Source organism: Peribacillus suis, from assembly GCF_059384845.1.
The window spans coordinates 3,633,425-3,658,700 of record NZ_CM182019.1; the positions used below are offsets into that span (position 1 = coordinate 3,633,425).

Annotated in this window: 27 protein-coding genes and 1 riboswitch; of the genes, 11 read left to right on the top strand and 16 right to left on the bottom strand. The window is 42.5% G+C overall.

What is annotated here, in order from left to right; all coding sequences use genetic code 11:
- Positions 1–155 precede the first annotated feature (155 nt).
- On the top strand, positions 156–1,193 hold the full coding sequence (locus tag AC503W_RS17850; protein WP_427685618.1) for an outer membrane protein assembly factor BamD: 1,038 nt from the start codon (positions 156–158) through the stop codon (positions 1,191–1,193).
- Positions 1,194–1,254: 61 nt separating this feature from the next.
- On the opposite strand, the gene AC503W_RS17855 is transcribed toward AC503W_RS17850, so the two are convergent.
- Together AC503W_RS17855 and AC503W_RS17860 are read right to left on the bottom strand one after the other, a co-directional pair.
- Entirely contained in the window at positions 1,255–1,389 is a 135-nt protein-coding gene (locus AC503W_RS17855) for a hypothetical protein (RefSeq protein WP_427685620.1), read from the bottom strand.
- An 11-nt stretch (positions 1,390–1,400) separates the two neighbouring features.
- Entirely contained in the window at positions 1,401–2,438 is a 1,038-nt protein-coding gene (locus tag AC503W_RS17860) for a PTS sugar transporter subunit IIC (RefSeq protein WP_427685622.1), read from the bottom strand.
- A gap of 215 nt (positions 2,439–2,653) precedes the next feature.
- Positions 2,654–2,753: riboswitch (SAM riboswitch) on the top strand.
- Positions 2,754–2,836: 83 nt separating this feature from the next.
- On the opposite strand from AC503W_RS17860, the gene AC503W_RS17865 reads away from it, so the two are divergent.
- Positions 2,837–3,940: a 5-methyltetrahydropteroyltriglutamate--homocysteine S-methyltransferase gene (locus tag AC503W_RS17865; RefSeq protein WP_402954163.1), complete on the top strand. Its 1,104-nt coding sequence runs from the start codon at positions 2,837–2,839 to the stop codon at positions 3,938–3,940.
- A 36-nt stretch (positions 3,941–3,976) separates the two neighbouring features.
- Here AC503W_RS17865 and AC503W_RS17870 read toward each other — a convergent pair whose 3' ends face one another.
- The 3 genes from AC503W_RS17870 to AC503W_RS17880 all read right to left on the bottom strand — a co-directional run bounded on the left by AC503W_RS17870 (position 3,977) and on the right by AC503W_RS17880 (position 7,474).
- A complete protein-coding gene (locus AC503W_RS17870) occupies positions 3,977–4,501 on the bottom strand; it encodes a hypothetical protein (protein WP_427685624.1) in 525 nt (174 codons plus the stop codon).
- A gap of 172 nt (positions 4,502–4,673) precedes the next feature.
- Positions 4,674–5,780: a CaiB/BaiF CoA transferase family protein gene (locus AC503W_RS17875; RefSeq protein ID WP_427685626.1), complete on the bottom strand. Its 1,107-nt coding sequence runs from the start codon at positions 5,778–5,780 to the stop codon at positions 4,674–4,676.
- A gap of 203 nt (positions 5,781–5,983) precedes the next feature.
- On the bottom strand, positions 5,984–7,474 hold the full coding sequence (locus tag AC503W_RS17880) for an amino acid permease (RefSeq protein WP_427685628.1): 1,491 nt from the start codon (positions 7,472–7,474) through the stop codon (positions 5,984–5,986).
- 352 nt (positions 7,475–7,826) lie between these two features.
- Here AC503W_RS17880 and AC503W_RS17885 point away from each other — a divergent pair, with 352 nt between their 5' ends.
- A complete protein-coding gene (locus AC503W_RS17885; RefSeq protein WP_402871281.1) occupies positions 7,827–8,225 on the top strand; it encodes an SET domain-containing protein in 399 nt (132 codons plus the stop codon).
- A gap of 137 nt (positions 8,226–8,362) precedes the next feature.
- Here AC503W_RS17885 and AC503W_RS17890 read toward each other — a convergent pair whose 3' ends face one another.
- The 4 genes from AC503W_RS17890 to AC503W_RS17905 all read right to left on the bottom strand — a co-directional run bounded on the left by AC503W_RS17890 (position 8,363) and on the right by AC503W_RS17905 (position 12,704).
- Positions 8,363–8,551 carry a hypothetical protein gene (locus AC503W_RS17890; protein WP_402871278.1) on the bottom strand — a complete coding sequence of 63 codons (189 nt, stop codon included), beginning with the start codon at positions 8,549–8,551 and terminating at the stop codon, positions 8,363–8,365.
- 84 nt (positions 8,552–8,635) lie between these two features.
- On the bottom strand, positions 8,636–11,026 hold the full coding sequence (locus tag AC503W_RS17895; protein WP_494915275.1) for a bifunctional diguanylate cyclase/phosphodiesterase: 2,391 nt from the start codon (positions 11,024–11,026) through the stop codon (positions 8,636–8,638).
- Between the two features lie 203 nt (positions 11,027–11,229).
- Positions 11,230–12,525, bottom strand: coding sequence for a beta-N-acetylhexosaminidase (gene nagZ, locus AC503W_RS17900; RefSeq protein ID WP_494915279.1), 1,296 nt, complete (start codon positions 12,523–12,525; stop codon positions 11,230–11,232).
- Positions 12,522–12,704: a hypothetical protein gene (locus AC503W_RS17905; protein WP_494915283.1), complete on the bottom strand. Its 183-nt coding sequence runs from the start codon at positions 12,702–12,704 to the stop codon at positions 12,522–12,524. The genes nagZ and AC503W_RS17905 overlap by 4 nt, the downstream gene beginning before the upstream one ends.
- Before the next feature lie 316 nt (positions 12,705–13,020).
- Here AC503W_RS17905 and AC503W_RS17910 point away from each other — a divergent pair, with 316 nt between their 5' ends.
- The 6 genes from AC503W_RS17910 to AC503W_RS17935 all read left to right on the top strand — a co-directional run bounded on the left by AC503W_RS17910 (position 13,021) and on the right by AC503W_RS17935 (position 18,654).
- Positions 13,021–13,386: a hypothetical protein gene (locus AC503W_RS17910; RefSeq protein WP_402871266.1), complete on the top strand. Its 366-nt coding sequence runs from the start codon at positions 13,021–13,023 to the stop codon at positions 13,384–13,386.
- Positions 13,387–13,510: 124 nt separating this feature from the next.
- Positions 13,511–14,452 (top strand): oxidoreductase, encoded by a 942-nt coding sequence (locus AC503W_RS17915; protein WP_494915285.1) that lies wholly within the window; start codon positions 13,511–13,513, stop codon positions 14,450–14,452.
- 113 nt (positions 14,453–14,565) lie between these two features.
- Complete coding sequence (locus AC503W_RS17920) at positions 14,566–15,696, top strand: GerAB/ArcD/ProY family transporter (RefSeq protein ID WP_402871263.1); 1,131 nt, start codon at positions 14,566–14,568, stop codon at positions 15,694–15,696.
- A gap of 25 nt (positions 15,697–15,721) precedes the next feature.
- Positions 15,722–17,227 carry a spore germination protein gene (locus AC503W_RS17925; protein ID WP_494915287.1) on the top strand — a complete coding sequence of 502 codons (1,506 nt, stop codon included), beginning with the start codon at positions 15,722–15,724 and terminating at the stop codon, positions 17,225–17,227.
- Entirely contained in the window at positions 17,224–18,429 is a 1,206-nt protein-coding gene (locus tag AC503W_RS17930; RefSeq protein ID WP_427591361.1) for a Ger(x)C family spore germination protein, read from the top strand. The genes AC503W_RS17925 and AC503W_RS17930 overlap by 4 nt, the downstream gene beginning before the upstream one ends.
- Before the next feature lie 9 nt (positions 18,430–18,438).
- Positions 18,439–18,654, top strand: a complete 216-nt coding sequence (locus AC503W_RS17935; protein ID WP_402871350.1) for a hypothetical protein — start codon at positions 18,439–18,441, stop codon at positions 18,652–18,654.
- A 39-nt stretch (positions 18,655–18,693) separates the two neighbouring features.
- Here the strand turns inward: AC503W_RS17935 and AC503W_RS17940 are convergent, their stop codons facing one another.
- On the bottom strand, positions 18,694–19,134 hold the full coding sequence (locus AC503W_RS17940; protein ID WP_251540275.1) for a peptidylprolyl isomerase: 441 nt from the start codon (positions 19,132–19,134) through the stop codon (positions 18,694–18,696).
- A gap of 160 nt (positions 19,135–19,294) precedes the next feature.
- Between AC503W_RS17940 and AC503W_RS17945 the strand changes: the two genes are divergently transcribed.
- The gene (locus tag AC503W_RS17945; RefSeq protein ID WP_402871253.1) at positions 19,295–20,287 is read left to right on the top strand and encodes an NADPH:quinone oxidoreductase family protein; all 993 of its coding nucleotides are present in this window, start codon (positions 19,295–19,297) and stop codon (positions 20,285–20,287) included.
- Between the two features lie 32 nt (positions 20,288–20,319).
- Here AC503W_RS17945 and AC503W_RS17950 read toward each other — a convergent pair whose 3' ends face one another.
- Positions 20,320–21,786 carry a PAS domain-containing sensor histidine kinase gene (locus tag AC503W_RS17950; RefSeq protein ID WP_402871251.1) on the bottom strand — a complete coding sequence of 489 codons (1,467 nt, stop codon included), beginning with the start codon at positions 21,784–21,786 and terminating at the stop codon, positions 20,320–20,322.
- A gap of 314 nt (positions 21,787–22,100) precedes the next feature.
- Positions 22,101–22,370 (bottom strand): DUF1292 domain-containing protein, encoded by a 270-nt coding sequence (locus AC503W_RS17955; RefSeq protein ID WP_402871248.1) that lies wholly within the window; start codon positions 22,368–22,370, stop codon positions 22,101–22,103.
- A gap of 252 nt (positions 22,371–22,622) precedes the next feature.
- Between AC503W_RS17955 and AC503W_RS17960 the strand changes: the two genes are divergently transcribed.
- Complete coding sequence (locus AC503W_RS17960) at positions 22,623–23,003, top strand: VOC family protein (protein WP_402955105.1); 381 nt, start codon at positions 22,623–22,625, stop codon at positions 23,001–23,003.
- Positions 23,004–23,065: 62 nt separating this feature from the next.
- Here the strand turns inward: AC503W_RS17960 and AC503W_RS17965 are convergent, their stop codons facing one another.
- From AC503W_RS17965 to rpmG, 4 genes are all read right to left on the bottom strand, one after another.
- Positions 23,066–23,752 (bottom strand): hypothetical protein, encoded by a 687-nt coding sequence (locus AC503W_RS17965; protein WP_402989872.1) that lies wholly within the window; start codon positions 23,750–23,752, stop codon positions 23,066–23,068.
- A 119-nt stretch (positions 23,753–23,871) separates the two neighbouring features.
- On the bottom strand, positions 23,872–24,225 hold the full coding sequence (locus tag AC503W_RS17970; protein WP_402871239.1) for a hypothetical protein: 354 nt from the start codon (positions 24,223–24,225) through the stop codon (positions 23,872–23,874).
- A gap of 437 nt (positions 24,226–24,662) precedes the next feature.
- Positions 24,663–24,932, bottom strand: coding sequence for a 30S ribosomal protein S14 (rpsN, locus tag AC503W_RS17975; RefSeq protein ID WP_402871237.1), 270 nt, complete (start codon positions 24,930–24,932; stop codon positions 24,663–24,665).
- A gap of 45 nt (positions 24,933–24,977) precedes the next feature.
- Entirely contained in the window at positions 24,978–25,127 is a 150-nt protein-coding gene (gene rpmG / locus AC503W_RS17980; protein WP_402871234.1) for a 50S ribosomal protein L33, read from the bottom strand.
- Positions 25,128–25,276 lie beyond the last annotated feature (149 nt).

Genomic DNA, 25,276 nt, shown 5'->3' on the forward strand with positions numbered 1-25,276 from the left:
TTTAAATAAAAAAATGCCACTCGGGATGACAGATGAATGACCGCTCAAACAAAATAATTTAAATTTTGTATTCGTCTTGCAAAACCACCCACAGCGTTCAAATTCTGGTAAAATTAATTCGCACTAAAATACCGTACGATAGAATAGGAGATTACATGATAAAAAAAGGCCTTTCACTAACCGTTATCCTCCTCTGCTTATTCGTCCTTGCTTCATGTTCAAATGATAGCCATCAGGATGCTATGGATAAGGGAATCGAATATCTAGGAAAACGGGATTATCATCAGGCAGCCATCCAATTCGAATTAGCCTTAAAGGAGAAAGAAGGAGATGAGGATGCCTCCGCTTATTTGGATCAGGCAAATCATATGGATACTGCAGTCACTGCATATGAAGAAAAAGAATTTGATACTTCCCTTGAATCTCTAAATGCCGTCATTACGAATAAAAGTACATTGAACACGTTGCAGACCGAAGCTAAAAAACTAAAAGAACAAGTCCTTGCTGATCAGGAAACAACCTCTTCGTTTGAAGACACGATGAAGCTGGTGAAAGAACTGATAGCAAAAGAAAATTACAGTTTAGCACAAAAGAAATTACGACTTTTAGAAAAAAGCTTGGAGTCGGATGAATTGCTATCAAGCTATCAATCCGAGTTGACTAAACTTACGGAACAAGTCGATCTTGCCCTGAAAGACCAGGAAGAAACGCAACCAGAAGAAAAGAAAGTAAAGAAAACTGAAGATAAGAAAACCGTAGAAAAAGCCGACGGTCAAAAAACTGCGTACCAACTATATCAAAATGGCCGTTATGGGTTCTCCATGTACTATCCCAAAGGCTTAAATATGGACACCCCACCAACCAATGGTGATGGAGCCAGGTTCTATAATGAGGAATTTGAAATTACCGCCTTTGCTAGCCATACGAATGTAATCAACGATGAAGAAACGATTGAAATGTATTATGAAGATGCTTTGAAAAATATCACAGAAGAAATCGCCTATCAGCGACTTACAGACGATTGGTATGTCATTTCCTACGAAGAAAATGGGAACGTTATCTATAAGAAATACTACTTTAATGATCAGGTCGGCACTACCTTTATCATTACCTATCCCGCTAGCGAACAGGAAAAGTACGGTCCAATCACCTCTCATATCGCAGAGACCTTCACCCCATCCACCAACTCATGACGGGGTGAGAATGATGCCACAAACCGTCCAGATACGCTTCGGTTTGTGGCTCTTTCTATTGTCAACAACCGATGTCCTTACCTGTAAAGAAGGTAAGTGGATTCGCAGCTGTTAGATCTAAACGTACATTCCCTTTGAAAATAGCCGCACCATCAAAAGAAGCAGCCAGGTCCCTTTGCCTGGCTGCTTCTTTCATTTACCCTCGTATTATTCAAAATGCAAGGTATAGTCGTCTGCTTTAATCCATTTTAATTTCTTTGAGAAAACGTAGATTAGTACAAGGTTCAACACAACCGGAAGAATGAAGAAAATGATGACCATGATGGATATGTTACTGAAAATCCATCCGCCTTCCGCCAGTTTCATGTAGTTCAAGGGACCGACCAATCCCGATAAACCAAATCCAGCACTATATGGGGTCCCTTGTATGTTTAACAAACCTGCCAACGCACCAAGAATAGCTGACGTGATTAACATGGGAAACGCAATTTTCGGTTTCATGAAGAAATTCCTCATTTGAATCTTAGGGGAACCCAACACATGGGCTAAAGCCGTCCCTAATGAATTCGCTTTGTAGCTTGCAATGGCTAGGCCCACACCAGCTGCCACGATTCCTAGGTTGGCCGCACCCGATCCTATACCTGAGAGCATAATGACCGTCGCCACCCCAACCGTTGAAATGGGAGATAAGATAATGAGACAGAAGATAACGGAAATAATGGCTCCCATCAAAATGGGCTGCAAGGACGTCACGTTAGCGATGCCGACTCCTAATAGTCCCGTAGCGGATTTTACGTATGGCAGAATGAAGTATCCAATCATTCCTGGTACCAAGATACTTAAAGTCGGCATCAAAAGAATCGCATACGCCTTTAATCTGTCGCCAATTAGTTGCAGGAACAATACGGTCAATGCCGCGGTAATTCCGGTATTGATTACAACGCCAATCCCATTAAGGGCAAATAAACCGTCAGCCGTTTTCTGGATGGCACCACTTCCGACCATGGCCGCGATCCCGATACTGGCCGTTTGAATGGATGGTAGCTTGAACGAAATCCCGACCATCACCCCAATCATGACAGGTAACAAGCTCATCACGAAAACGGTGATATCGAATATATGCTGTAACACGGGAAAATGTGGAATCAATAGTTTAAGTATTTCCCCTAACAAAGCATTCGGAATTAATGAAACGACAATCCCTATGCTCATCCCCGTTAATAATTTATTAAAAAAATCTCTCATCTGAATAATCCCCTATCTCGCTGTAATGTACACAATTATAAGAAATATTCTGACAATAGTCAAAGGATTTTTTTAATACTTCACCGCGAAAGTGTATAAAAGTATTTAAACTAAGAGAAACTACTTTCTAATAACGCTTATATTCTAAATTATCTGTTTTCTATTGACCTTTACTAATACTACCTGTATAGTCGTAATTAATTGAATAGTTCATTTTCTTATCCAGAGAGGTGGAGGGACTGGCCCTTTGATACCTCAGCAACAGACTTTACTGTACTGTGCTAATTCCAGAAGTGTTCAACTTGAAGATAAGAAGAGAATATAAGCATTGCTGATTATACCTCTTCTTTTTTAAAGAAGAGGTTTTTATATTTTAATAAGGAAAGTAGGAATCTACCATGTCTATCACTTTAACGAAAGCTCCATTCAAAGCCGACCACGTAGGAAGTCTATTAAGACCAGAAAGTATACATCTGGCAAGAAAGCAACGGAAAGAAGGAATCATTACCGCAGAACAATTACGCGACGTTGAAACGAAGGAAATCAAGCGTATCGTCGATAAGCAAATAGAAATCGGTTTAGAGGCAGTGACTGATGGGGAATTCAGACGCACCTGGTGGCACTTTGACTTCTTGGAACATTTAAATGGAATCGAAGGGTATGTCACGGAAAAAGGTCTCACCTTTGATGGAATTGAAACAGAACGTTATAACGTTCGGAATACAGGAAAAATTTCTTTCAACCCAGATCACCCCTTTATTAAAGACTTTATTGAGTTTAATGAAATCGTGGACGGACGGGCTGTGGCGAAACAAACCATCCCTAGTCCCAATCAATTATTTGCGGTAGGTGTCCATAATGAAGAAATCTATCCTGACATCGAAGACTATGCAAAAGATATTATCAAAGCCTACCAAGATGCTTTACAAGCCTTTTACGATGCCGGTGTACGTTATTTACAATTAGATGATGTATACATAGCCAGGCTTTCCGCTCCGGACTTCCAGTTCAAAGAGGGGAAATATACAAGGGAACAATTAATCGATTTAGCATTGCGCGTGATTAATGGGACGTTGGAGGGAAAACCAGAGGATTTGGTTGTCACGACTCACCTTTGTCGTGGAAATTACCAATCGACTTGGGCTTTTGAAGGCAGCTATGCCCGTATCGCCCCAACTCTATTGGCCAAGGAAAATGTAGATGGATTTTTCTTGGAATACGATGATCATCGTTCAGGGGATTTTAAACCATTAGAACACATTCCAAATGACGGCGCACAAGTCGTTCTTGGCGTGGTTACTTCGAAGAATGGCGAACTTGAAGATAAAGAAACCGTTAAATCACGTATTAAAGAAGCGGCACAATTCGTGCCACATGAACACTTGTGCTTAAGCCCTCAATGCGGATTCGCTTCCACACATCTTGGCAACAAGCTAACGGAAGAGCAGCAATGGGAAAAGTTAAAATTCGTTGTGGATGTCGCCAAAGAAGTATGGGGATAAGAACAAAAAGGGACGAGCCTATGCTCGTCCCTTTATTCAACAACATCGATCGTCCTCATCCTCTTTCTTCCCCACTACATCATCTGTCACCTTATCATCGAGCTGGTTCTTCAATGTCAATTCTGCGGCCTTTCCATCACTTGGCGACCCATCGGAAAAATACATCGGAAATAAGGAAAAGAACATAATATAGAAAGAGAAATATATGAATTGGTACCAGAGGACCGACTTCTCCAAGATTCCCTGATAAACCAAACTATATATCAACAACATGCTAATTAGGTTAAAGAGGGCTCCCCCTAAGTAAATCAAACTATTCGTGAACTTATTATCATATTTTAATCCCTTGAACTCACAATGCCCATTCCAAAAGTAGTATTTTCTCACTTCTATATTGCAAAAGGAGAAAACCTTTTCTCCACATCCGATCTTGATTTTTTTCTCCGTACCGCCAAATAGCGTGACAAAGAATAGATGCCCACCTAAATGAATGAGCGTGACAACCGGTAAAATCAGAAAAAAGGAAAAGAGAAATTTAGTGATATCAGACAAACCGAACATGCCAATCATCCTCCTTATTTGAGCTTGGTGTATACAGACAAGTCCTTATTCGAAGGATGATACTCTCTTACCCGGTGTGGATACGTTATAACTAGTAAATATTCACATGTCTTAAGGGACTCCCCCTTTAACCCACAAAAAACCGGCAGATCATCTGCCGGTCCATCCGTTGCTATCGCTCCAATTCAAGAGTGCCAAAGACCTCATCATTACTTTGTCCCGGCTTCATCCCAACATGTTTATACTCTGGAGTGAAGACCGATGTTTTGATGGGACAAGCCATCTGCCTCTGCATGTTTCCTTCTCCATCGGGCACTTCGACTATCATGCCACGCGCTTGCAGTTGCGGGTGATTGGTCGCTTCAGAAAAAGTCAGCACCGGTTCGACACAAGCCTCGAACTCTTCGAATATGCCCTGCCATTCTTCAAATGTCTTTTCAAGAAATGCATGCTTGATGATCCTTTTGAATTGGATGCTACTTTCCGCATCTTGCTTCATGCTTAACTCGAACAGTTCAGGCTGTCCGATTGCTTCACATAACACTTCACGGAATGATGGCTCCAAGCTTCCAACCGAGAAGTAACGGCCGTCTTTCGTTTCATAAAAATCATAAAATGTTCCGCCATTCAATACCAACTTTTCCGGTTCAAGCTCCAATCCACCCTGTAAATGTAGGGGGGCAGATATCGCGTTCAAAGCAAAGCTGCAATCGGTCATGCTAATATCGATGAACTGACCTTCACCCGTCCGCTCCCGGAAGATGACTGCCGACAAAATCCCGATGACAGCATGCATGGAGCCTCCTGCAAGGTCGGCTATTTGTGTTCCATTTTTTGCAGGTCCTCCTTTTTGCGTACCTGAGTAACCGGACAACCCCGCTATCGAAATATAGTTGATATCATGACCTGGACGATTCTTGTAGGGACCAGTCTGACCAAAGCCAGTAAGCGAACAGTAAATCAACTTTGGATTGATTTGTTTTAATTCTTCGTATCCCAGCCCCAACCGATCCATGACACCCGGCCGGAACTGTTCAAGGACAATATCATATTCCTTCACTAGATTCTTTACGGCATCAATCGACTCCTGCCGTTTCAAATCAAGGGCAACCGATTTTTTTGAACGGTTCAAATATTGATCGACTCCCCATGTATCAGCCTTGGCCGGCCGTTCAACCTTCAACACTTCCGCTCCTAAGTCTGCAAGCATGAGCGTAGCGAATGGCCCTGGCAAAAGTGTCGAAAAGTCTAGCACTTTCAGATTGGTCAGTAGTGTCATCGTTCATGCACCTTCCTTTTCTACCAAATGGATGCATTCTTCCTCAGTTGGGATTTCTATCTTTTATACTCATTCTTCTTCCACCCTTTCGTTTCCTGCAAAACAACATTCACATCCAATTCAATGCGACTAACATTGGTACATGTTCAATTTAAAATAATAAAATAACCGGAACCATGTCTGTGAACATGGTCCGGAAGTTTTCAGTCATACTTTTCATCAAAATTAATTTCCACTTCTTCGAGCTTAACGAATCTCGTTTTCCTAATCAGTTTATACCCAAACCAGAGGGCGAGAAAAAGAGGGATTCCTAAGTAAGCCGCCACCACACTTCCCCAATCGATATGGTCCGAAAAGAACGCTTGGATATTTTGAGCCAAGATGACGACCATTCCAATCGTAATGGCAAATATCGTCCCGATTGGAAACCATAAAGCCTTGTACGGCAGCTTATCCAATGAATGCCCTTGTAACACATATGCCTTACGGAAGCGATAATGGCTTATGGAAATGCCCAGCCAGAAGATAAATCCCGTTATCCCGATCGCGTTCATTAGCCATAGATATACGGTGCCATCACCGAATATGGAAGCCAAAAAGGCAAGCATTCCGATGGCACATGTTAAGATCATACCCGCCACTGGAACCCCTCGTTTGTTCAGTTTGGCAAAAATCCGGGGTGCTTGCCCGGCTTTAGCCATCGAATATAACATACGGGTAGAGGCATATAAGCTTGAATTCCCCGCAGATAATACCGCAGTTAAAATCACGGCGTTCATCAGGGAAGCCGCAAAGGCTACTCCCGCTTTCTCAAATATGAGCGTAAATGGGCTGACCATAACATTCTCGCCTTGTAAACTTGAATTCGTATAAGGGATAAGCAGCCCTATCACAAAAATCGCCAATATGTAAAAAAGGAGAATCCTCCAGAAGACGCTTTTAATGGCCTTCGGTATATTTTTAGCTGGGTTTTCACTTTCCCCAGCTGCAACACCAACGATTTCCGTCCCCTGAAAAGAAAAACCTGCTGCTATGAAAACGATGAATACCCCCATGAAACCACCTGGAAAAGGAGCATCGTCCACTGTGAAATTTTTAAAGCCTACCGCTTCCCCTCCCATAATGCCTACAATCATGAGTAAGCCGACAATGATAAAAATGATGATGGCCGTCACTTTAATGAAAGAAAACCAATATTCCCCTTCACCATAGCCTTTGACAGAGAGATAGTTCAATAGAAAAATAAGCACTAAAAATGAGAAACTCCACAATAGTGATGGACTATCCGGAAACCAGAATTTCATGATGATGGTCGATGCGGCTAACTCGGCCGCTATAGTCATGGACCAGTTGAACCAATATGTCCAACCCAAGGCAAATCCAAAGGCAGGATCGACAAATTTCGTTCCATATGTACTAAATGACCCACTGGTTGGCATAAAGGCAGCTAGTTCCCCTAAGCTTGTCATGACAAAGTACACCATGGCCCCGACCAATGCGTAAGCAAGTAGAGCACCGCCTGGTCCCGCTGTATGTATGGCAGCCCCACTGCTAAGAAACAATCCTGTTCCGATGGCTCCTCCAATGGAAATCATCGTTAAGTGACGAGATTTCAACCCTCTGTTTAACGCCTGTTCTTTTTTCGGTGTTTCGACTGGATACTCAAAGACTTCCTCTTCGCGTTTTACTATCATATGTACATCCCCTTTTGCTTTTGCACGCAGTTCAGAAAATTCCCACTTTAGAAATTATACTACTTGAAAGTTCTGAATGGATTAATTATTCTATTTCTTTCAGCAATTTTCATGCCACTTTTCACTTGTCAGCAAAATCCTACATCTTCACCCAATAAAACCGCGATATAGACAAATCCCTTTGCACTTACGCCATATTTCTTTGCGTTTTTGTGCCACGATATTTTGCACTTATTGGGGATTCTTCAAGAGGATAACGATTAATTTCCCTAAATTAGTTGCTTTTCTTCCTAATTGCTGTCAAGCTTATACAATCTGGACTATAAAAGAAAAGAACAAGTAGGTGACGAATATGATCGAAGTTAAAAATTCCACACTCAGTGATGGAGAGTTCAATAGAGGCGTTTTCGCAAAACGTGATATTAAAAAAGGTGAGCTGTTGCATGAAGCACCGGTTATCGCTTATCCAAATGAAGAGCATGTTCATATCGAGAAAACATTGCTAGCGGATTATGCGTTTGAGTATGGCATCAACCATACTTGCCTGCTTTTAGGATATGGCATGCTGTTTAACCACTCCTATACGCCGAATGCCACATATGACATAAACTTTGATCATCATACATTCGATTTCTTCGCTTATACCGATATTAAGGCGGGAGAAGAGATTACCATCAATTATAATGGTGAGGTCGATAACGAAGATCCATTATGGTTCAATAAAGAAGACAATGGTGAAGAAGCTGAGTAATTGATGACATAAAAGCGCCTGCCGTTTAAAAAACTTTCCCAGTTTTTTAAAGGCAGGTGCTTTTTACGTAATTCGGGAAACCAAAAAAGCTCCATCAAGGATATGCTATCCCTTGATGGAGCTTTTTTCATGCTACCTTAATTGATTGTTGAATTACTTGATTTTGATTTAGTGAAGGATTGGAGTTGGCTCTTTACCTTATCAATCATTTCAGGATTAGCGATTGATTTGATCTGGCTTATTGTTTTCTCACGCGTTTCTTTATTGCGCATTAAGTAAGCAGCTGCTCCCAATACGACGGTTCCAATCATTTTGTTTGATGGCATCTGAGTTTCCTCCTTATATTTTAGTATAGTATAGTATTTCCCTATAACCACTTCTTTAAACAAGGAGACCCAAACATCCATCCTTCAGGCGACCGGAAACGCATATAGATTGCGTAGAAACTTGTCTTCTAATTCGTGTGCTGGCAACGGTTTACTGAACATGTAACCCTGTACCTGGTTACACTCCATTTCTTTTAAAAAGTCGAATTGCGTTTGATATTCAACGCCTTCTGCCACGATATTCAGCTGCATGTTTTTGGCCAGCCCAATGATGGACGCCACAATCGCTTCATCCGGTCCACCGGTTGCCAAGTTCCTGATAAACGATTGGTCGATTTTCAATGTATTGATGGGGTAATCCTTTAAGTAAGCAAAGGAACTATATCCGGTGCCGAAGTCGTCTATGGCGATCTTCACGCCCAGCTCCCTTAACCTTTCAAAGGTAAAGATGGCCCTGTTCACATTGTTCATCGCCGTACTTTCAGTTATTTCCAACTCCAGATTCCTGCCATCTATATTCCATTTGTCCAACATGCACTTCAACTTTTCGATGAAATTCTCCTGCATGAATTGCCGCGTCGATATGTTGACGGCGATATGAATGGAATCGAATCCTTCTTTATGCCAGGCATGGAGTTGGGCACATGCCAAGTCGAGTATCTTTTCACCAAGTTGGATGATCAGCCCCGTTTCCTCAGCCAATGGAATGAACTCAGCTGGTGAGACGAACCCCAGCCTTGGATGGTTCCAACGGACCAAAGCTTCTACGCCTGATATTTTCTCAGTCTGTGTATCGATCTTTGGTTGAAAGTATAATAGAAATTCATTATCTTTATGAATCCCCGTCCTCATTTCTTCTTCAATCAGGATTTTATCCAATCTACTTTCCATGGACTCTTTAAAGAACTTATACGATGAGTCTCCCGTTCCTTTTCCTAAGAACATCGCCAGATCCGCTCTTTTCAAAAGTTCTTCGATGTCCCCCCCATCCTGCGGGTAAGCCGATATCCCAATACATGTGGTTGTGTAGATGTCATGGTTATTGAGCTTGATTGGTTCTACCAAAGATTCCAGTAACTTTTGGGCGGTGATTTCCACTTGTTCAAGCCCGGATATCTGCGGCAGGAATACCGCAAATTCATCCACCCCGATTCTAGCTAGGAGTTCTCCTGGTTCCAGGCAATCGTCAAACCGTTTGGCAATTTCTTTTATAAACCAATCACCTTGCCCATGTCCCAAGGTATCGTTAATGGTCTTGAATCGATCAATATCCATCAGGAGCAAAGCAGACATGCCTTCCACATTTTGCTCAATGAAGATATTTGCTTTTTCCTTAAAGGATCTTCGGTTTGGCAACCCTGTAAGTTCATCATGATAGGCCATATAATTGACTTTGGCCAAGGCCGCTTTCTGCTCGGTGATGTCCTTGGCAATTCCGTATACACCTTCGATTTCATTATCGACATATACCGGAACGGTCAAGACATTAAAAGTGACCTTGCTCTTATTTTTATGGATGGCCATAATTTCATAAGAGCGAAGGGTCCCTTTTAACGTATCCATATAGTAATTTTTACTTTCCTGCCATTCCTCTTCAGATACAAGACTTTCAATCGACAATCTTTGAATTTCCTCTGGTGTATAACCTAAAATCCTGAAAACCGCCGGATTGATTGTTTCCAACTTCCCTTCCTTATTCATCCTGAAAATGATATCCGGATTATAAGTAACAAGGGAATCGTACTTTTGCTGGGTTAGTAGCACCTCCTTGTTCTGTAGGGTGAGTTTCTTATCAAGGCTAATGAAAAAGAGGACAACTATTTGAATGAAAAGCATGGCACTTCCGATTCCGAGTGCCAGGAAGAGTGTTCCAATAGGAAGAGCTGAACTGGTTGGGGAAACCACGTGATTGCTGTGATACGTGGCAGCCGCCATTCCCATATAGTGCGTGCCTGCAACCGCTATCCCGATGATATTTGCACTGATGATTTTTTCAACTAGCCGGGTAGCCTTTTGGTGTTTATAGCGAAAATTGATCTTTAAAGCCGCGACTGAAGCGGAACAAGCAATCAGTACGGAACAGATCACCAATAGCGGATCGTACTGAATGGACGCCGCCATACGCATCGAAGCCATTCCCGTGTAATGCATCGTAAGGATGGCTGTACTCAATGAGGCACCTCCAATCAATAGCTGTTTCCAATTCATCGTTTCACGACTGACAAAGAACAAGGACATCCCTGAAGCAAAAATGGCGATCCCAACCGATATCAGGACCTTAAGATAATCATACGTAATTGTTTCATGGACCTGTAAAGCCAGCATCCCGATAAAATGCATCGACCATATGCCTAGACCCATCGTAATCGCTCCACCTACCAGCCAATATTTCTTGGCTTTCTGTTTTGAATGGATGATTCTTCCCACAAGATCCAAAGCCGAATACGAAGCCAAGGTCACAATTATGAAGGACAAAATGACAAGCCCTATGTTATAGCTTCCATGTATGTGCAATTTTTTTCTCCCTCATCAAAAATTCCCGTTTCTAGTCATATATCGGACACATTTCAGCAATTTCAATCTCCACATCCATTAAATATACATATTTGCCAAGCCAGTTCCTTCAAAAGACGAAAAAGAACCCGAACGACACCGTTCGGGTTCTACTTCTTGCCAATTCATTCAAGGCCCAGACCATTGATATAATCCACGCTTTCAGGACTTTTCACTACTTTTGCAGCTTGTTCTGGGTCAACGGTCGTTTGTTGAATGTTGTTCAGTTTGTAAGTCAGGACGCGCTTTGTTGATTCATCGATTCGTTCCATCGGGATTTCCCCTTTTTTAACGGCATCGATTATCCCGTTATACACCTCTAATTGGTGGGGATGTTCGTGACAGACCAAGACGATGTCCACGCCTGCAAGAATCGCTTCTTTGCCCATGTCCTTAAAGGAAAAGTAATTTTTCACGGCTCCCATTTCCATATCATCCGTGATGACGATTCCTTTGTAGCCAAGCTTCTCTCGTAGCAGGTCTTCGATAATGACCTTGGATAGGCTGGCAGGTTTTTCTTTATCATAAGCCGGATATTTTATATGCGTCACCATCATGAAAAACTTGTCATTATCCACTTCCTTGATGATTTCTTTAAACGGATAGATATCCGAGTTTTCCAGGTCAAGCTGGTTTGCTTCCACGGAAGAGGTCTCGACATGTGGATCAATCTCGCTACGGCCATTCCCCGGGAAGTGCTTCAGGGCTCCTGTAACGGATGCTTCATTCAACCCTTCAATCACTTTTTCCCCATATTGGTGGACTTTTTTGGGGTCCGTTCCAAATGAACGGCTATCTTTCTTCGATAAATCCAAAACAGGGGCAAAGTTAAGGTTGATTCCCATCGACTCCAGCTCTCTACCATTCAATTTAGCCACCAGATATACTTCATCCGCAGTGGCCTTTTCCCCTAACTTCTGTTGCGAAGGGATAGGGGAAACCTGTTCCCTCATCCGGGTAATGGCCCCTCCTTCTTGATCGATGGCAACCATGAGTGGAAGCGAGAATCGGCTACCTTCTGCAGATTCCTGCAGGGAGTTGGATAACTCGGCCACTTGTTTAGGAGAACTCATATTACGGTCAAAGTAAATGATGCCGCCTATATGTTTTTCTTCGATGAACTCCTGAACCTCGGTGCTCTTTTCCGTACCAGAAAAGCCGATCATCATGAGCTGCCCGACTTTTTCTTCGAGCGTCATCTTTTCTAGCATCTTCTCCACTTTTTCATTTTTGCTTGTGATGTCCGTCTTTGCCTTATTGTCTCGATCTTTTTCCTTCATGATATCCTCACTCTGATCCGAAGCTACACTTTTCTCTGTCTTTTCATTGGTCGTACCCCTATTCAACTGGATAAGTACAACCGTTAAAAACGCTAGAAGGGCAATGAAAAATAGGCTGAGATATGTATACTTTTTCTTCATTGGACTTCAGACTCCACTAGATTACTATCATGATTTGAAAACTTCCAAGCCGTAGATTCCTTCCCTACATGCCATTGGCCCCTACATCCTTCCCAATCTTCGGAGACTTTTACAAAAGAGGCAGTGGCTTTCCCCTCATTCATTGATTCTATTTCTGCATAGATCATTTCATCCCTCATATTATCCTCCATTTATCAGCTGCTGAATTTATTCTTTCCTTTACGGCCGGTACTGAATTATAATAAGCCGTTCCAATACTTATCTTTTTACCGGTCTATATTCCCCTTTATCATATAGCTTTAACCTCTTGTATACCAGCCATAATGGACATGGTGTCTTCTCTCCCTTATTTATGTTCCTTTACGAACGGTTATTACCCGGTTCTCTAAAATAATCACTCTTCCTCTGTTCCCTCAAGGGACAGAGGTTTTTTGTATAAAGCCTAAGATATGTGCCCCATACTACAGTATGACCCAATAAAAAGGAGAAGACTTCATGGATGATAAGGTAAAAAAACTTGCTGGGAAAGCACAAGCCTCTCTGAGTCATGCTGTAGATTATATGAAGGAAAAGATAATAGAACTTACAGGAGGAACCTCCATCACAATTATGGAGCTCGCTCTTTATATTCAAAACCAACCGGAGACGAATCGAATCGACAAGGACCTTTTAGGGAAGACCTATACCTTTTATTCTCTAAAGAAAGAAGGAGCGACCTACCATTTGGAAATGAAAAATGCCCACATCCTCCAGTTGGATGTCCACATCAAAAATCACGATATCATCTCCTATCGTTCCTATCGTGATCATTCTAAACTGTCCAGTCCCATTAAGATTCCTAATACCCTCTTGCCAGATTGAACGTCTTGAGTGGCCCTTTATAAAAAAGGGCCACTTTTTACTTTTTATTCCTCTTAAAACGAGACATATAGGAATAATATGGGTATATGATAGAGAGAGAATGAGCAGGAAAGGAGTCGATGGTATGAATGAAAAGTGGAATGGCGACCAAATGGCAGATGTAAAGGGGAAAACAGTTGTGATTACAGGGGCGAATAGCGGCCTTGGTTTTGAAACGGCTTTTGTATTAGCGGGGAAAGGAGCAGAAGTCATTCTTGCTGTCCGGAATGCTTCGAAAGGGGAAAAGGCGGTGGATCGAATCACGTCTGCCCATCCTAAGGCAAATGTCTCCGTGATGCCACTCGATTTAAGTGATTTGAGGGGCATTCATCAGTTTAGTGATTCATTCTTGGAGAACTACGATTCCTTATCCATTCTAATCAACAATGCAGGGGTCATGATTCCCCCTTATAGTCAAACGAAGGATGGGTTCGAGCTACAATTCGGAAGCAATCACCTTGGGCATTTTGCCTTGACCGGCCTGTTGCTTCCCAAAATCCTTTCGACGCCAAAATCGCGGGTCGTCACATTAAGCAGTTTAGCCGCCAATAACGGGACCATAAACTTCGATCACTTGGATGGGAAGGATCAATATAAACCAATGAGGTACTATGCCCAAAGCAAACTTGCCAATCTTCTCTTTTCCCGGGAATTGCAAAACAAATTCGAACAGCACCAGGAAAACTCGATCAGTGTCGCCTGCCACCCTGGACTTTCCCATACAAACCTCATGTCGCGCGGATCTGGCAAGTCCCTGAATAAGTTTGTCCACTACCTCTCCAAGACCTTCACCCAGCCCGCCAATATGGGTGCCCTTCCCACGCTTTATGCAGCAACGGAACCTACCTTAAGAGGTGGGGAATATATTGGCCCGGATGGAAAAAAGGGAAGAAGGGGCTTCCCTAAAAAAGATCCCATCATCGATTCTCTATATGATAAAGACACTTCAGAAAAGTTATGGGAGACTTCAGAATCCATGACAGGTGTTCAGTATCCCTTCACTTTTGCCAATATAAACCGATCATGATGCTTCTCTATAGAACAGGAACCAGCTGTTCTTTTTTTTCGTCCTTTTTCATGAAAGATGCGTAATTTCCCTTTTAAGAGAGATACTATAAAAAAAATTAATGAGGGACAAGCATGCTTGAAAACGGAAAAATTACTTCCTATCAATTGGCACTGATTATTTACCCAACCATCTTTGCTACAGCCATTTTGACCGTGCCAAACATATCCCATTCATATGCGGGGCGAGATATGTGGATATCTCCGATCATTGGCTCATTGAATGGTTTTTTCACAGCTTATATCCTATACCAATTACATAAGATGTACCCGAATGAAACGATATTCGAATACAGCCGGCATATTATAGGCAAGTTTCCTTCAAAGGCCCTGACTTGTTTGTATGTTTTCTTTTTCCTTTACATGTCGGGCTTCATTTTAAGGGAGTATGCCGATTTCATCATCATTACATTTTTGCCGGAAACGCCAAGGGTCGTCATCATGGGTAGCCTGGTCTTGGTGTCTGCCTTCGCCGTTTCTGGCGGTGTATCGGTGCTGGGACGTGCTTCATCTCTTTTCATTCCCATATTCATCATCCCGATTCCATTCATTATGTTGATTCTTTTTCAGGACTACGATACGACCAGGATTTTTCCGATATTGGAAAATGGTCTAAAGCCGCCACTATTAGGCGCCGCCGTTCCACAGGCTTGGTTCAGTGAAGTCTTTATCATTGCGGTACTTCTACCATTCCTTAGGGATCGAAAGCAGGGGATGAAATGGATCATCATCTCAATCATCGCCATTATGCTGAGCCTTATTTGTTTGAATCTAACTGCCTTGTTCCTTTTCGGTGATCTCACGAGCTACTACACATTTCCCGTATTCAAGGCGATTCGCTACATCAGTTTCATGAATTTCTTTGAGCACCTTGAAGCGGCGATCATACCAGGATGGATGCTTGGGGCATACATCAAGCTCACGGTGTTCTTCTATATCCTAGTTGTGGGTACTGCTCAGTGCCTGAATCTTCCTAGCTATAAACCGCTTATTCTACCGTTAGGATTCCTGGTTACATTATTTGGTTTTTGGGAGTTTTACAACTTACAGGGTCAGACCGAGTTTACTAGAACCGTCTTTCCTTTTTTGCTTCCCTTCATGTTGACACTGCTCCCGGTCCTGCTATTAGTAATAGCTAAATTGAAAAGACGTTTATACCAAAAGAAAGAAGTGCCGAATGGCTCTTCATCCCTAACTAAAAACTAGCCTGTAGAAAGGAGTAGGCCATGTCATGATTCAATCCGAACAAGAGAAAATAAAGCAGGACTTGCCGCTATTTAAGGATCTTCCCAAAAACCTTTCCTATTTACAAGCGACTTATTCCAATTGTTACGATGTGGTTTTTCGGACCTTTTGCATTGGGGGACATACGGATGCCGCCCTCCTTTATATGGAAGGACTATCCGATACGAAACAAATTGAAAATAATGTGATGAATACGCTGATGGAAGAGTCCCTCTCACTTTCTGACATCCATGAAGCCGTGAAAGAAAGGCTTCAAGTTCTTGATACAAAAGAAATTCGTACGTTTGCCGATTGCATCACCTATCTTTCTACCGGCTACTCGATTCTCTTGGTACAAAAAATGGATTATGCCCTGGCACTGGGCCTTGTGAAAGTTGATAAGCGCCCGATTGAGGACCCCGAAGCTGAAAGTGTGGTTCGTGGTCCCCGCGAAGGATTCATCGAATCCATACAAACCAACACATCTCTCATTCGCAGAAAAATCAGCTCCCCCACGCTTAAAATGGAAAAAGTAAAAGTGGGGAGTTATACAAAAACGGAGGTTGTCATTGCCTATATAGAGGGTAAGGCTGATAAACAAGTATTGGAGACATTGAAAACCAGGATCAACGAGATTGAATTGGATGGTGTTCTGGAAACAGGATATATCGAGGGATCCATCAAGGACAATCCATATTCGCCTTTTCCACAATTGCTAACAACGGAAAGACCCGATGTTGTGGCTGCCAATTTGCTGGAAGGACGTATCGTCATCCTAGTCGATGGGACACCTTTCGTTTTAATCGCCCCGGTCAGTTTCTATTCTTTTATCCAGTCACCGGAAGATTATTATTTTGGCTTTTTAATCGGTTCTTCTGTACGACTATTACGCTACCTATTTATTTTTTTCTCGGTTACCCTCCCGTCCTTGTATGTCGCCATCCTGACTTTTCACCAGGAAATGATTCCGACCACCCTGTTAATTACCATTGCCTCATCACGGGAAGCCATACCATTTCCGGCATTCGTGGAAGCAATCCTGATGGAGGTCACCTTCGAGGCTCTAAGGGAAGCAGGACTCCGGCTTCCTAAACAAATCGGTGCAGCCGTCAGCATCGTCGGGGGGCTAGTTATCGGACAGGCCGCGGTTCAAGCCGGAATCGTTTCCGCTCCGATGGTCATCGTCGTTTCTCTTACAGGAATCGCCTCCTTTCTAGTGCCCCGCTATTCGCAGGGCATCGCCTTACGATTATTACGCTTCCCCATTATCCTCCTTGCCGGGACACTGGGATTATTCGGGCTGATGCTTGGGATCATCACTATCGTCATTCATCTATGCAAGTTGACCTCCATTGGGGTACCTTACCTACCACCTTTGAAGAATGGTTCATGGCAAGACGCACTATTCCGGGCACCTTGGCAATCTTTACAGAAACGGAGGAGATTTTTTAATGAAGACAACCACCCCAATCAGAAAAACCTTAGGATGAGAGGAAAGGACTCCAAAGCATGAATACCATTCTTTCCAAGCCAATCAAAAAAGCCATTACAGTGACCATGCTTTGCTTTTTCACTTGTACCCTATCTGGCTGTTGGGGTAGCAAAGAACTTTCCAATATGGCCTTGGTCATGGCAGCGGGGATAGATATTACAGAAGAAGATCAAGTGAAAGTTACCATCCAGGTTTTCATTCCCCGGGCCGCCAGCAGTCAACAGCAAGGAGCCGGTCCTGGGACGGGTGGAGTCGAAAGCCTTGTCCTCGTTAAATCCGCAACAGGGGAAAATATGGCGGATGCCATGGTGAACCTGCAAAAGTTATTTTCTCGCCAGATTTTCTGGGGCCACTGTGATGCCTTTATTTTCGGAGAAAAATTTGCCCTTAAAGGTCATTTGAATGATCAGATTGATTTCATCAATCGCCATCCTCAACCCCGGGCACGTGGCGACTTATTTATCAGCAAGGGGCCGGCTTCCGAGATACTCGAATTGGTCCCCGCTCTAGAAAGTTATATGGGGGATGTTTTACAAAAATCATCGGAATTGTATATAAAAAAACCGATCACAGTCAAGGATTTCCAGCTGATGACCATCAGTGATTCCAAGGGCGGCATACTCCCCCTTCTTGAAATATCCAAGCCTGATCAACCAGAAAAGGCAACAGAGACCATTACCACGTTTTCTGGTGTCGCTATTTTCAAAGAGGATAAAATGGTAGGATCGATTAAAGAAGATGTCACGCAAGGTTTGCTATGGATCCGGAATCAAAATAAATTGGGAGCGATAACCACATCGACCCCTGACGGAAGGAAAATCTCGGTGCACCCACTTCGGCAATCGACAAAGCTGATTCCCAAGATTGAAAACGGAAAGTGGAGTGTAACGGTTGATGTGAACGTAGACGGTTTACTGGTTCAAAACGGCAGCAATCTGGATATCATGGAGGAATCTAGCTCGAAGCAGATTGAGACCTATTTACAGCATGAAATGGAACGAGATATAGAGGCTGCCATTACCGAGGTGAGGGATGGCATGGGGACGGATGCCTTCGGTATTGCTGAATCCTTTCATCAAAAGTATCCAGAAGAGTGGGAAAAGGTAAAAGACCATTGGAAGTATGTCTTCCCACAAGTCACAATAAACATGGATATCCATTTGAAAGTACAAGAACCAGGTTTGATGACGAAAACATTAGGAACGATAAAGAGAGGTGAGTAGGATTTGAAAATGGCCGCTATATTGGGAGTGACTGTCTTACTCTTCCTCCTTTTTCTTTTCAACTATCCTAAAATCGACCGCTCCCATAAAAGAGAGAAAAAAACGGTGGTCCTTTTACTGGCCATCGGATGGGTTCTGGCAATCCTTCTCATACTCTTTCCGGAAATGCCGGGACCTACACAAATATTCAACATCCTGTTTGGTCCACTAAAAAAGCTATTATAACGAAAAAGAGGGAGCCTAGGCCCCCTCTTTCTTCATTTATTATTCAGCGTCAAAAACTTCTACTTTCTCCATTTTGTCGCCATTTTTCATTGCTTTAGCCGTTTCTAGACCTGATGTTACTTTACCGAATACAGTATGAACACCGTTTAGATGCGGTTGTGGTTCATGAACGATAAAGAATTGGCTTGAGCCCGTATCTTTTCCGGCATGCGCCATGGACAAGCTGCCTGCTTCATGCTTGTGCGGGTTTCCAGCTGTTTCACATTTGATCTGTGTGCCGCTTCCGCCTGCACCTGTACCTGTTGGATCTCCACCTTGGCTTACGAAGCCAGGGATGACACGGTGAAAGACTACACCATTGTAAAAGCCTGTGTTTGCCAGGTTCTCAAAGTTAGCCACTGTGTTTGGTGCTTCATTAGGGAAAAGATCAAATTCGATTTTCTCTCCGTTTTCCATCAATATGTATCCTTTTTTAGCCATTATAAAACATCTCCTTTAAAATGAACTGAATCAGTCTTAATAGTACCATTTTTAGCAAGAGAAAGAAAAGAAAGCGCTGTGTTTTCAGATTCAATTATTATACAGCGTGCGTTTCTTCTCTTATAATAGGGAATATTCACTAAAAAAGGAGGAAAAAACAATGACCCAACAATTTGATGCCTTATTCGTAAACAAACAAGAAGATGACTTTTCCTTAACCATTCAGCAACTTTCACTCAGCGATCTTCCAGAAGGTGAAGTGCTCATCCGCGTGCATTATTCTGGCGTGAACTATAAAGACAGCCTAGCGACGATCCCTAACGGAAACATCGTTGGCCGCTATCCGATTGTCCCTGGCATCGATTTGGCAGGTGTTGTCGTTTCATCTAAGGATTCCCGTTTCAAAGAAGGAGACGAAGTGATTGCCACCTCCTACGAGATTGGCGTTTCACACTTCGGGGGCTACAGTGAGTTCGCCCGTATTCCAGCAGAGTGGGTTGTCCCGCTCCCTGAAGGCCTAACATTGAAAGAAGCCATGGTTATCGGAACTGCCGGTTTCACCGCTGCACTTTCCATCATGCGTCTAGAAGAAAATGGACTCAAGCAAGAGGACGGAAATGTTCTCGTCACAGGAGCCACTGGAGGCGTCGGCAGTTTTGCCGTCTCGATTCTTTCCAAGCTCGGCTATTCGGTAGAAGCGAGCACCGGGAAAAAATCAGAACACGCGTACATAAAGGAACTGGGTGCCACGAAGATTTTATCCCGTGAAGATGTCTATGATGGCACGCTTCGTCCACTTGGCAAGCAAAAATGGATTGGTGCCGTTGACCCGGTCGGTGGAGAAACATTGGCCTCTGTCCTGAGCCAAGTTAAATATGGTGGATCGGTGGCGGTCAGTGGATTAACCGGAGGGACAAACCTGCCTTCGACTGTCTTCCCATTCATTTTGAGAGGCGTCAGCTTGCTTGGCATCGATTCGGTGAATTGCCCTATGGATACGAGGCTGAAAGTTTGGAAACGCCTAGCAACCGACTTTAAGTTGGATCATGTAGAACAGCTCATTCAACAGGAAATTTCCTTGCAGGAACTTCCGGACGTCCTGCCTACCTTACTGAAAGGTCAAGCAAGGGGACGGACAATCGTCAAATTATAAAAAACAAAAGGTGACGTTAGCTCTGGCTCTCGTCACCTTTTAATGTGCCTTTGAATAGGGAGGATGATATCGACGGTGGTTCCTTTGCCGACCTCGCTACTAAATTTAATTTGCCCTTGATGCTCATGAATGATTTTTGTACTCACCATTAGCCCCAGGCCGGTCCCTTTTTCCGTTGTGCTATAAAAAGGCTCACCTAAATGCTTCATGCGTTCCTCTGTCATCCCACTACCCGAATCAATGAAGCGGATGACCAGGTTCCCTGGATCATATTCATCCAACTGGATATGAAGTTTCCCGCCATTTTCCATGGCTTCAATCGCATTATTCACTACATTAGTAAACACTTGCTTTAATAGATTAGGTTCACCAAACACTGTTGAATCGTCGACTTTAGTTTCCATCGTTATTTCGACATCGTTCAGATTCGCCTGAAGCTTGGCCAACGTTATGACACTATCTAAAATGGCAGGTATCCGGGTATGTTCACATGTTTGCAATTGGGGATTGGCAAGACATAAAAACTCTTTAGCCAACCGTTCGATCTTGTCCACTTCCTTCACTGACAGGTCAAGGTATTCCTGCTTGTCAGGCGTTTCACCCATTAATTGCAAAAATCCCTTGATGGCAGTTAGTGGATTCCTTATCTCATGGGCAATGCCCGCCGCCATCTGACCGACCGCAGAAAGCATATTCGTCTTGCATAATAATTCTTCTGTCTTCTTACGTTCGGTAATATCTCTACAGAAAACCTGGATGGCCGGTCGTCCCTTATAAATAATCGGAAGGGCGATGGTTTCACCATAAAATACTTCACCATTAAAGCGCCTGAACTTTTGCTCCAGTAACTCGACCGTCTTCCCCTCATCTCTCATCACTTCTATTCGCTTGCCGACCGTGTCTTGAGAATCGGGATGCACGAACTGAAAAACGGACTTCCCCATAATTTCTTCCACAGACAAGCCCAGCATTCTGGCACCTTCGGGATTCATATACTCAATGATTCCATTACGATGCACAAAGATTGCTTCAGGTGACACCTCGATCAGGTTGCGATACCGTTCTTCGCTCTCCCTCAACGCTATTTCAGCCAACTTTTGATTCGTAATGTCCCTGTATACGAACGCCAATGCCGTCGGTTCATCTTCGTTATTCCTGATCGTAAAAAGGGTGATGCTCACATCAATTAGCTGGCCATCTTTTCTTTGTCTGACCGTTTCGAAGCCCTTCTCTTGTTCCCCCGACTTGACCCTATTATGCAACTCGTCAACAGATTCCTTCAGGAAATCAGGGATGATCGGAAAAGGCTTACCAAATACCTCGTCATTCATCCAGCCAAAAAACTCCTCAAAGGCAGCATTAACTTGTAGGGTTTTACCATCTAGATCAACGATGGAAATGGCATCCGCACTTTGTTCCATGAAAGATTGAAGCTGCTTTGTGATATCATCTACTTTTTCTTCCACTTGCCCTTGTCTATCATTAATTAGCTTTTTCAACAGATTTATTCCTTTCCAATTCCGAAAATTCACTTACTCAATTTTACAGTAACAGTAAATCATTCACCAGTATTTTATAGTAGTTTTCACTATCAATGTAGTGAAAACCCAATAAAAAGAAGCTAAATCAGTCATGCAGATTTAGCTCTTCTCTTAAAATGAATTATATTTACATTCTCCAACTATCGGTTCATAGAAGCATGTAGCTTATTAAGATTGGATAGCATGTAACCACTATCATGGTATACGCACAATAATTTAACACGATATACATAAGAAAAGACGACACGTAGATGTGCCGTCTTTTCTAGTCATCAATCTTGTGGATCAAAAGCCGCTTCGAAAGCAGATGATACCTTTTCGAACTCCTCGTCCGTTTCGATATCATTTAACTCTCCTTCGCCTTCAACTCTGAAAAAGAAAATATCGATATCTTCCTCTGTGTCTTCTTCAATGTCTTCTAGCAAACCTACAGCTACATATTCCGTTCCTTCAACATCCAATGTTCCCAGAACTTCAACCTCGTGCTCTTGATCACTGTCGTCAGTAAGGGTAAACACTTCACCTTCGCGAATACTTCCCATCATAATCTCTCCTCTCAAGTCCATTTAAAATGGGTTTGTTTCCATAGTATATCTACTATTCCATACGGAAACAAATTTTTGCTTTAAAAAAGGGCAATTCTTTTCCTTTTCAATAAAAAATCCAGTAAAGTGGGGGAAATCGCTAGAATTTAAATCATTCAGACTATTTTGTTTATATTACTGTAATTTTATACCTAATCATATATACTAATATTGCTTAATAACAACAAGAAGGAGGAATCCCCTTTGACTATGAAGAAAGTCGATCATATCGGCATCGTTGTAAGAGATCTAGAAACATCCATATCCTTTTATCAAGAAGTGTTGGATTTGAAATTGAAAGCGCGTGTACCCCATACGAATGGTATCATTCAGCTTGCCTTTCTTGGGTATGACGGTTCAGATGAAACCGAAATTGAATTGATCCAAGGATATAGTGACACGTTGCCATCAGAAGCAACGATTCACCACTTTGCCATTACCGTGGATGATATCGAAGAAGAATACGCGCGGATCCAAAGCCTTGAGAATGTCGAACTGATTGATGAAGAAATCGTCACCTTGCCAAACGGCTATCGCTATTTCTACATATACGGACCAGAGAAGGAATGGATCGAGTTCTTCCAGAGATGAACACAAAAAGCAGAGCGATCAGCTTCTGCTTTTTTTAATGAGTCCAATAAAATAAATAGTTATCAAGCTTCGTCTACAGGTATCCGGTAATCAGGATTGCTCTGGTTCCAACCTCCGCCTTCTTCCACGGATTGATTGATACTACTGTCCCCATCACCATCAATCCAAATTCTCTCTCCATTCTCCAATGTCCGCCAATGAGGTTCCACACCATGTTCTTGATGATTTTCTTCTATTATATATGATCCATCTGACCCATTTTCTAGTGCAAGATCCGAACCATCCAATCCGCCTTCATTCCCATTTACATCAATAACGTCCGCCATATCCAAAATGGATACCCCCAACGCACCAACGGCGACTGTTTTCCCAACATTGCGTAATCCTTCTTTCCAACGTGTTTCGTCTCCATCCCTAAGTCCTCCGGCTACATCTCCAACATTCCCCACCGTCGCCTTAATACCTTGTCCCACTGCTTTCGCTGTATTCCCAACACCGTCCCCTAAATCCTTGAACCCTTGATCCACCTTCCCATCATCTTTCGATACTAGTCCACTTCCAAGATTCCAAACTCCCTCAGCAACATTCCCTAGTTGCTTACCTGTGAACTCCGTTGAATTCTTAACACCATCGCCAACCTCTTGGATGAACTTAGATCCCGTTAATTCTCCAACTCCCTTAATAATGCCTCCAGTCACACCGCCAACTAACCATCCCGCACCTTCACCGGCACTTTTGAGAAAACCCATATTATTAGCCCCCATATCCATTTAGTAGTTCAATATTACTACTTATTGTCATTTAATAACATACCATACTAAAAAAATACAGGGAACTAATCAAAAAAAGACCCTATTGGCCCTTTCCTTTAGAATGCATATTGATATAACCCATAATATAACGGTCCGAGTGTAATGAGTAATGTGACTCCGATGAGGATACTTTTCGCACGTCCTGATATATCTTCCATTGCTGCTTCTCCATCATCATGCTTTCCGATATAACTGAAAAGTACATCCCACAGCAAACCACCTACAAACACGAATTTCCATATAAGAGGCGTGAGTATGGCTGTATTCGTCACAAATCCAAATAGTCCGATCCACGTAATAACTGAAATGATGAAATCCACTATTAAAGAGGGGGTACGAAGGCCTTTAAGCAAAAAAGCAATCGCCACCGTTCCTAAAATCCCTAAATAAATCGTCCAAAAAATATGCATATTCCATCCTTCTTCCGGTAAGATTCTTCAATTATATGAAGTATCGGATGAAAAGGGAATACAATAACGACATTCTCTTAATCTAGTACATATATCTCATTAAACTTTTTACCTTTTTGATTAACCCGGTAAAATTTTCGAAGAATGATAAAGGTTTTGGATTTTACCCCTAAATCATACGTCCACTTTCAAGTATTGAGGGCAGATTTTATTACCGTCGTAGATAAAGATGAATAACTAATTAAGTATGTACTAGGAAAATAGAAATGATGAAACCTACTTGAATCAACCAAGAGATTTCCACGTTAAGAAAGGAACTTCAACAGAAGGAACTTCAACAGAATTATCGGGGTTTTGAATAGGAGAGTATCAAATGCTAGAAGAAGGTGATTCCGGGTGTAAATACCCAGTGATCACCTTTTTCATTCTATCTTAGATTACCAGCTTGCCTTTTTGATGCCCGCGATTTGCCCGATATGTGCAAGGTCACGGAAAACGATCCTGGACATGTTGAATTTCCGCATATATCCACGTGGTCTTCCCGTAACTCCACACCGATTGTGAATACGTGTTGGCGAAGCATCCCTTGGGAGCTTGGCCAATGCTGCATAATCTCCTTTCACTTTAAGTTCCTGTCGAACCTCTGCATACTTCTCTACTGTTTCCAGCTGTTTTTTTGCCTTTGCTATCTTTGACTTTTTTGCCACCTTAGTTATCTCCCCTTCTATAAAAATGATTATATTGTACCCGGATTACTTTGTTTCACGGTGAAGTGTGTGTTTCTTTAAGCGCGGGCAGTACTTTTTCAATTCGATTCGATCAGGATGGTTTCGCTTATTTTTCGTCGTTATATAATTCCGATCTCCCGTCTCTGTACATGCCAAGGTAATGTTTACCCTCATGTTTGTTCCCTCCTAAATGTTTTATAAATATCCTTAATCGTCATGATTACGGTTTATGATGTTTACCTTCATATAATAAAACGTAATGATTACTATTTGCAAGTTTTTTCGTAAGCTTTTTCGATTTCCCCTTGGTTCCCTACTCAACA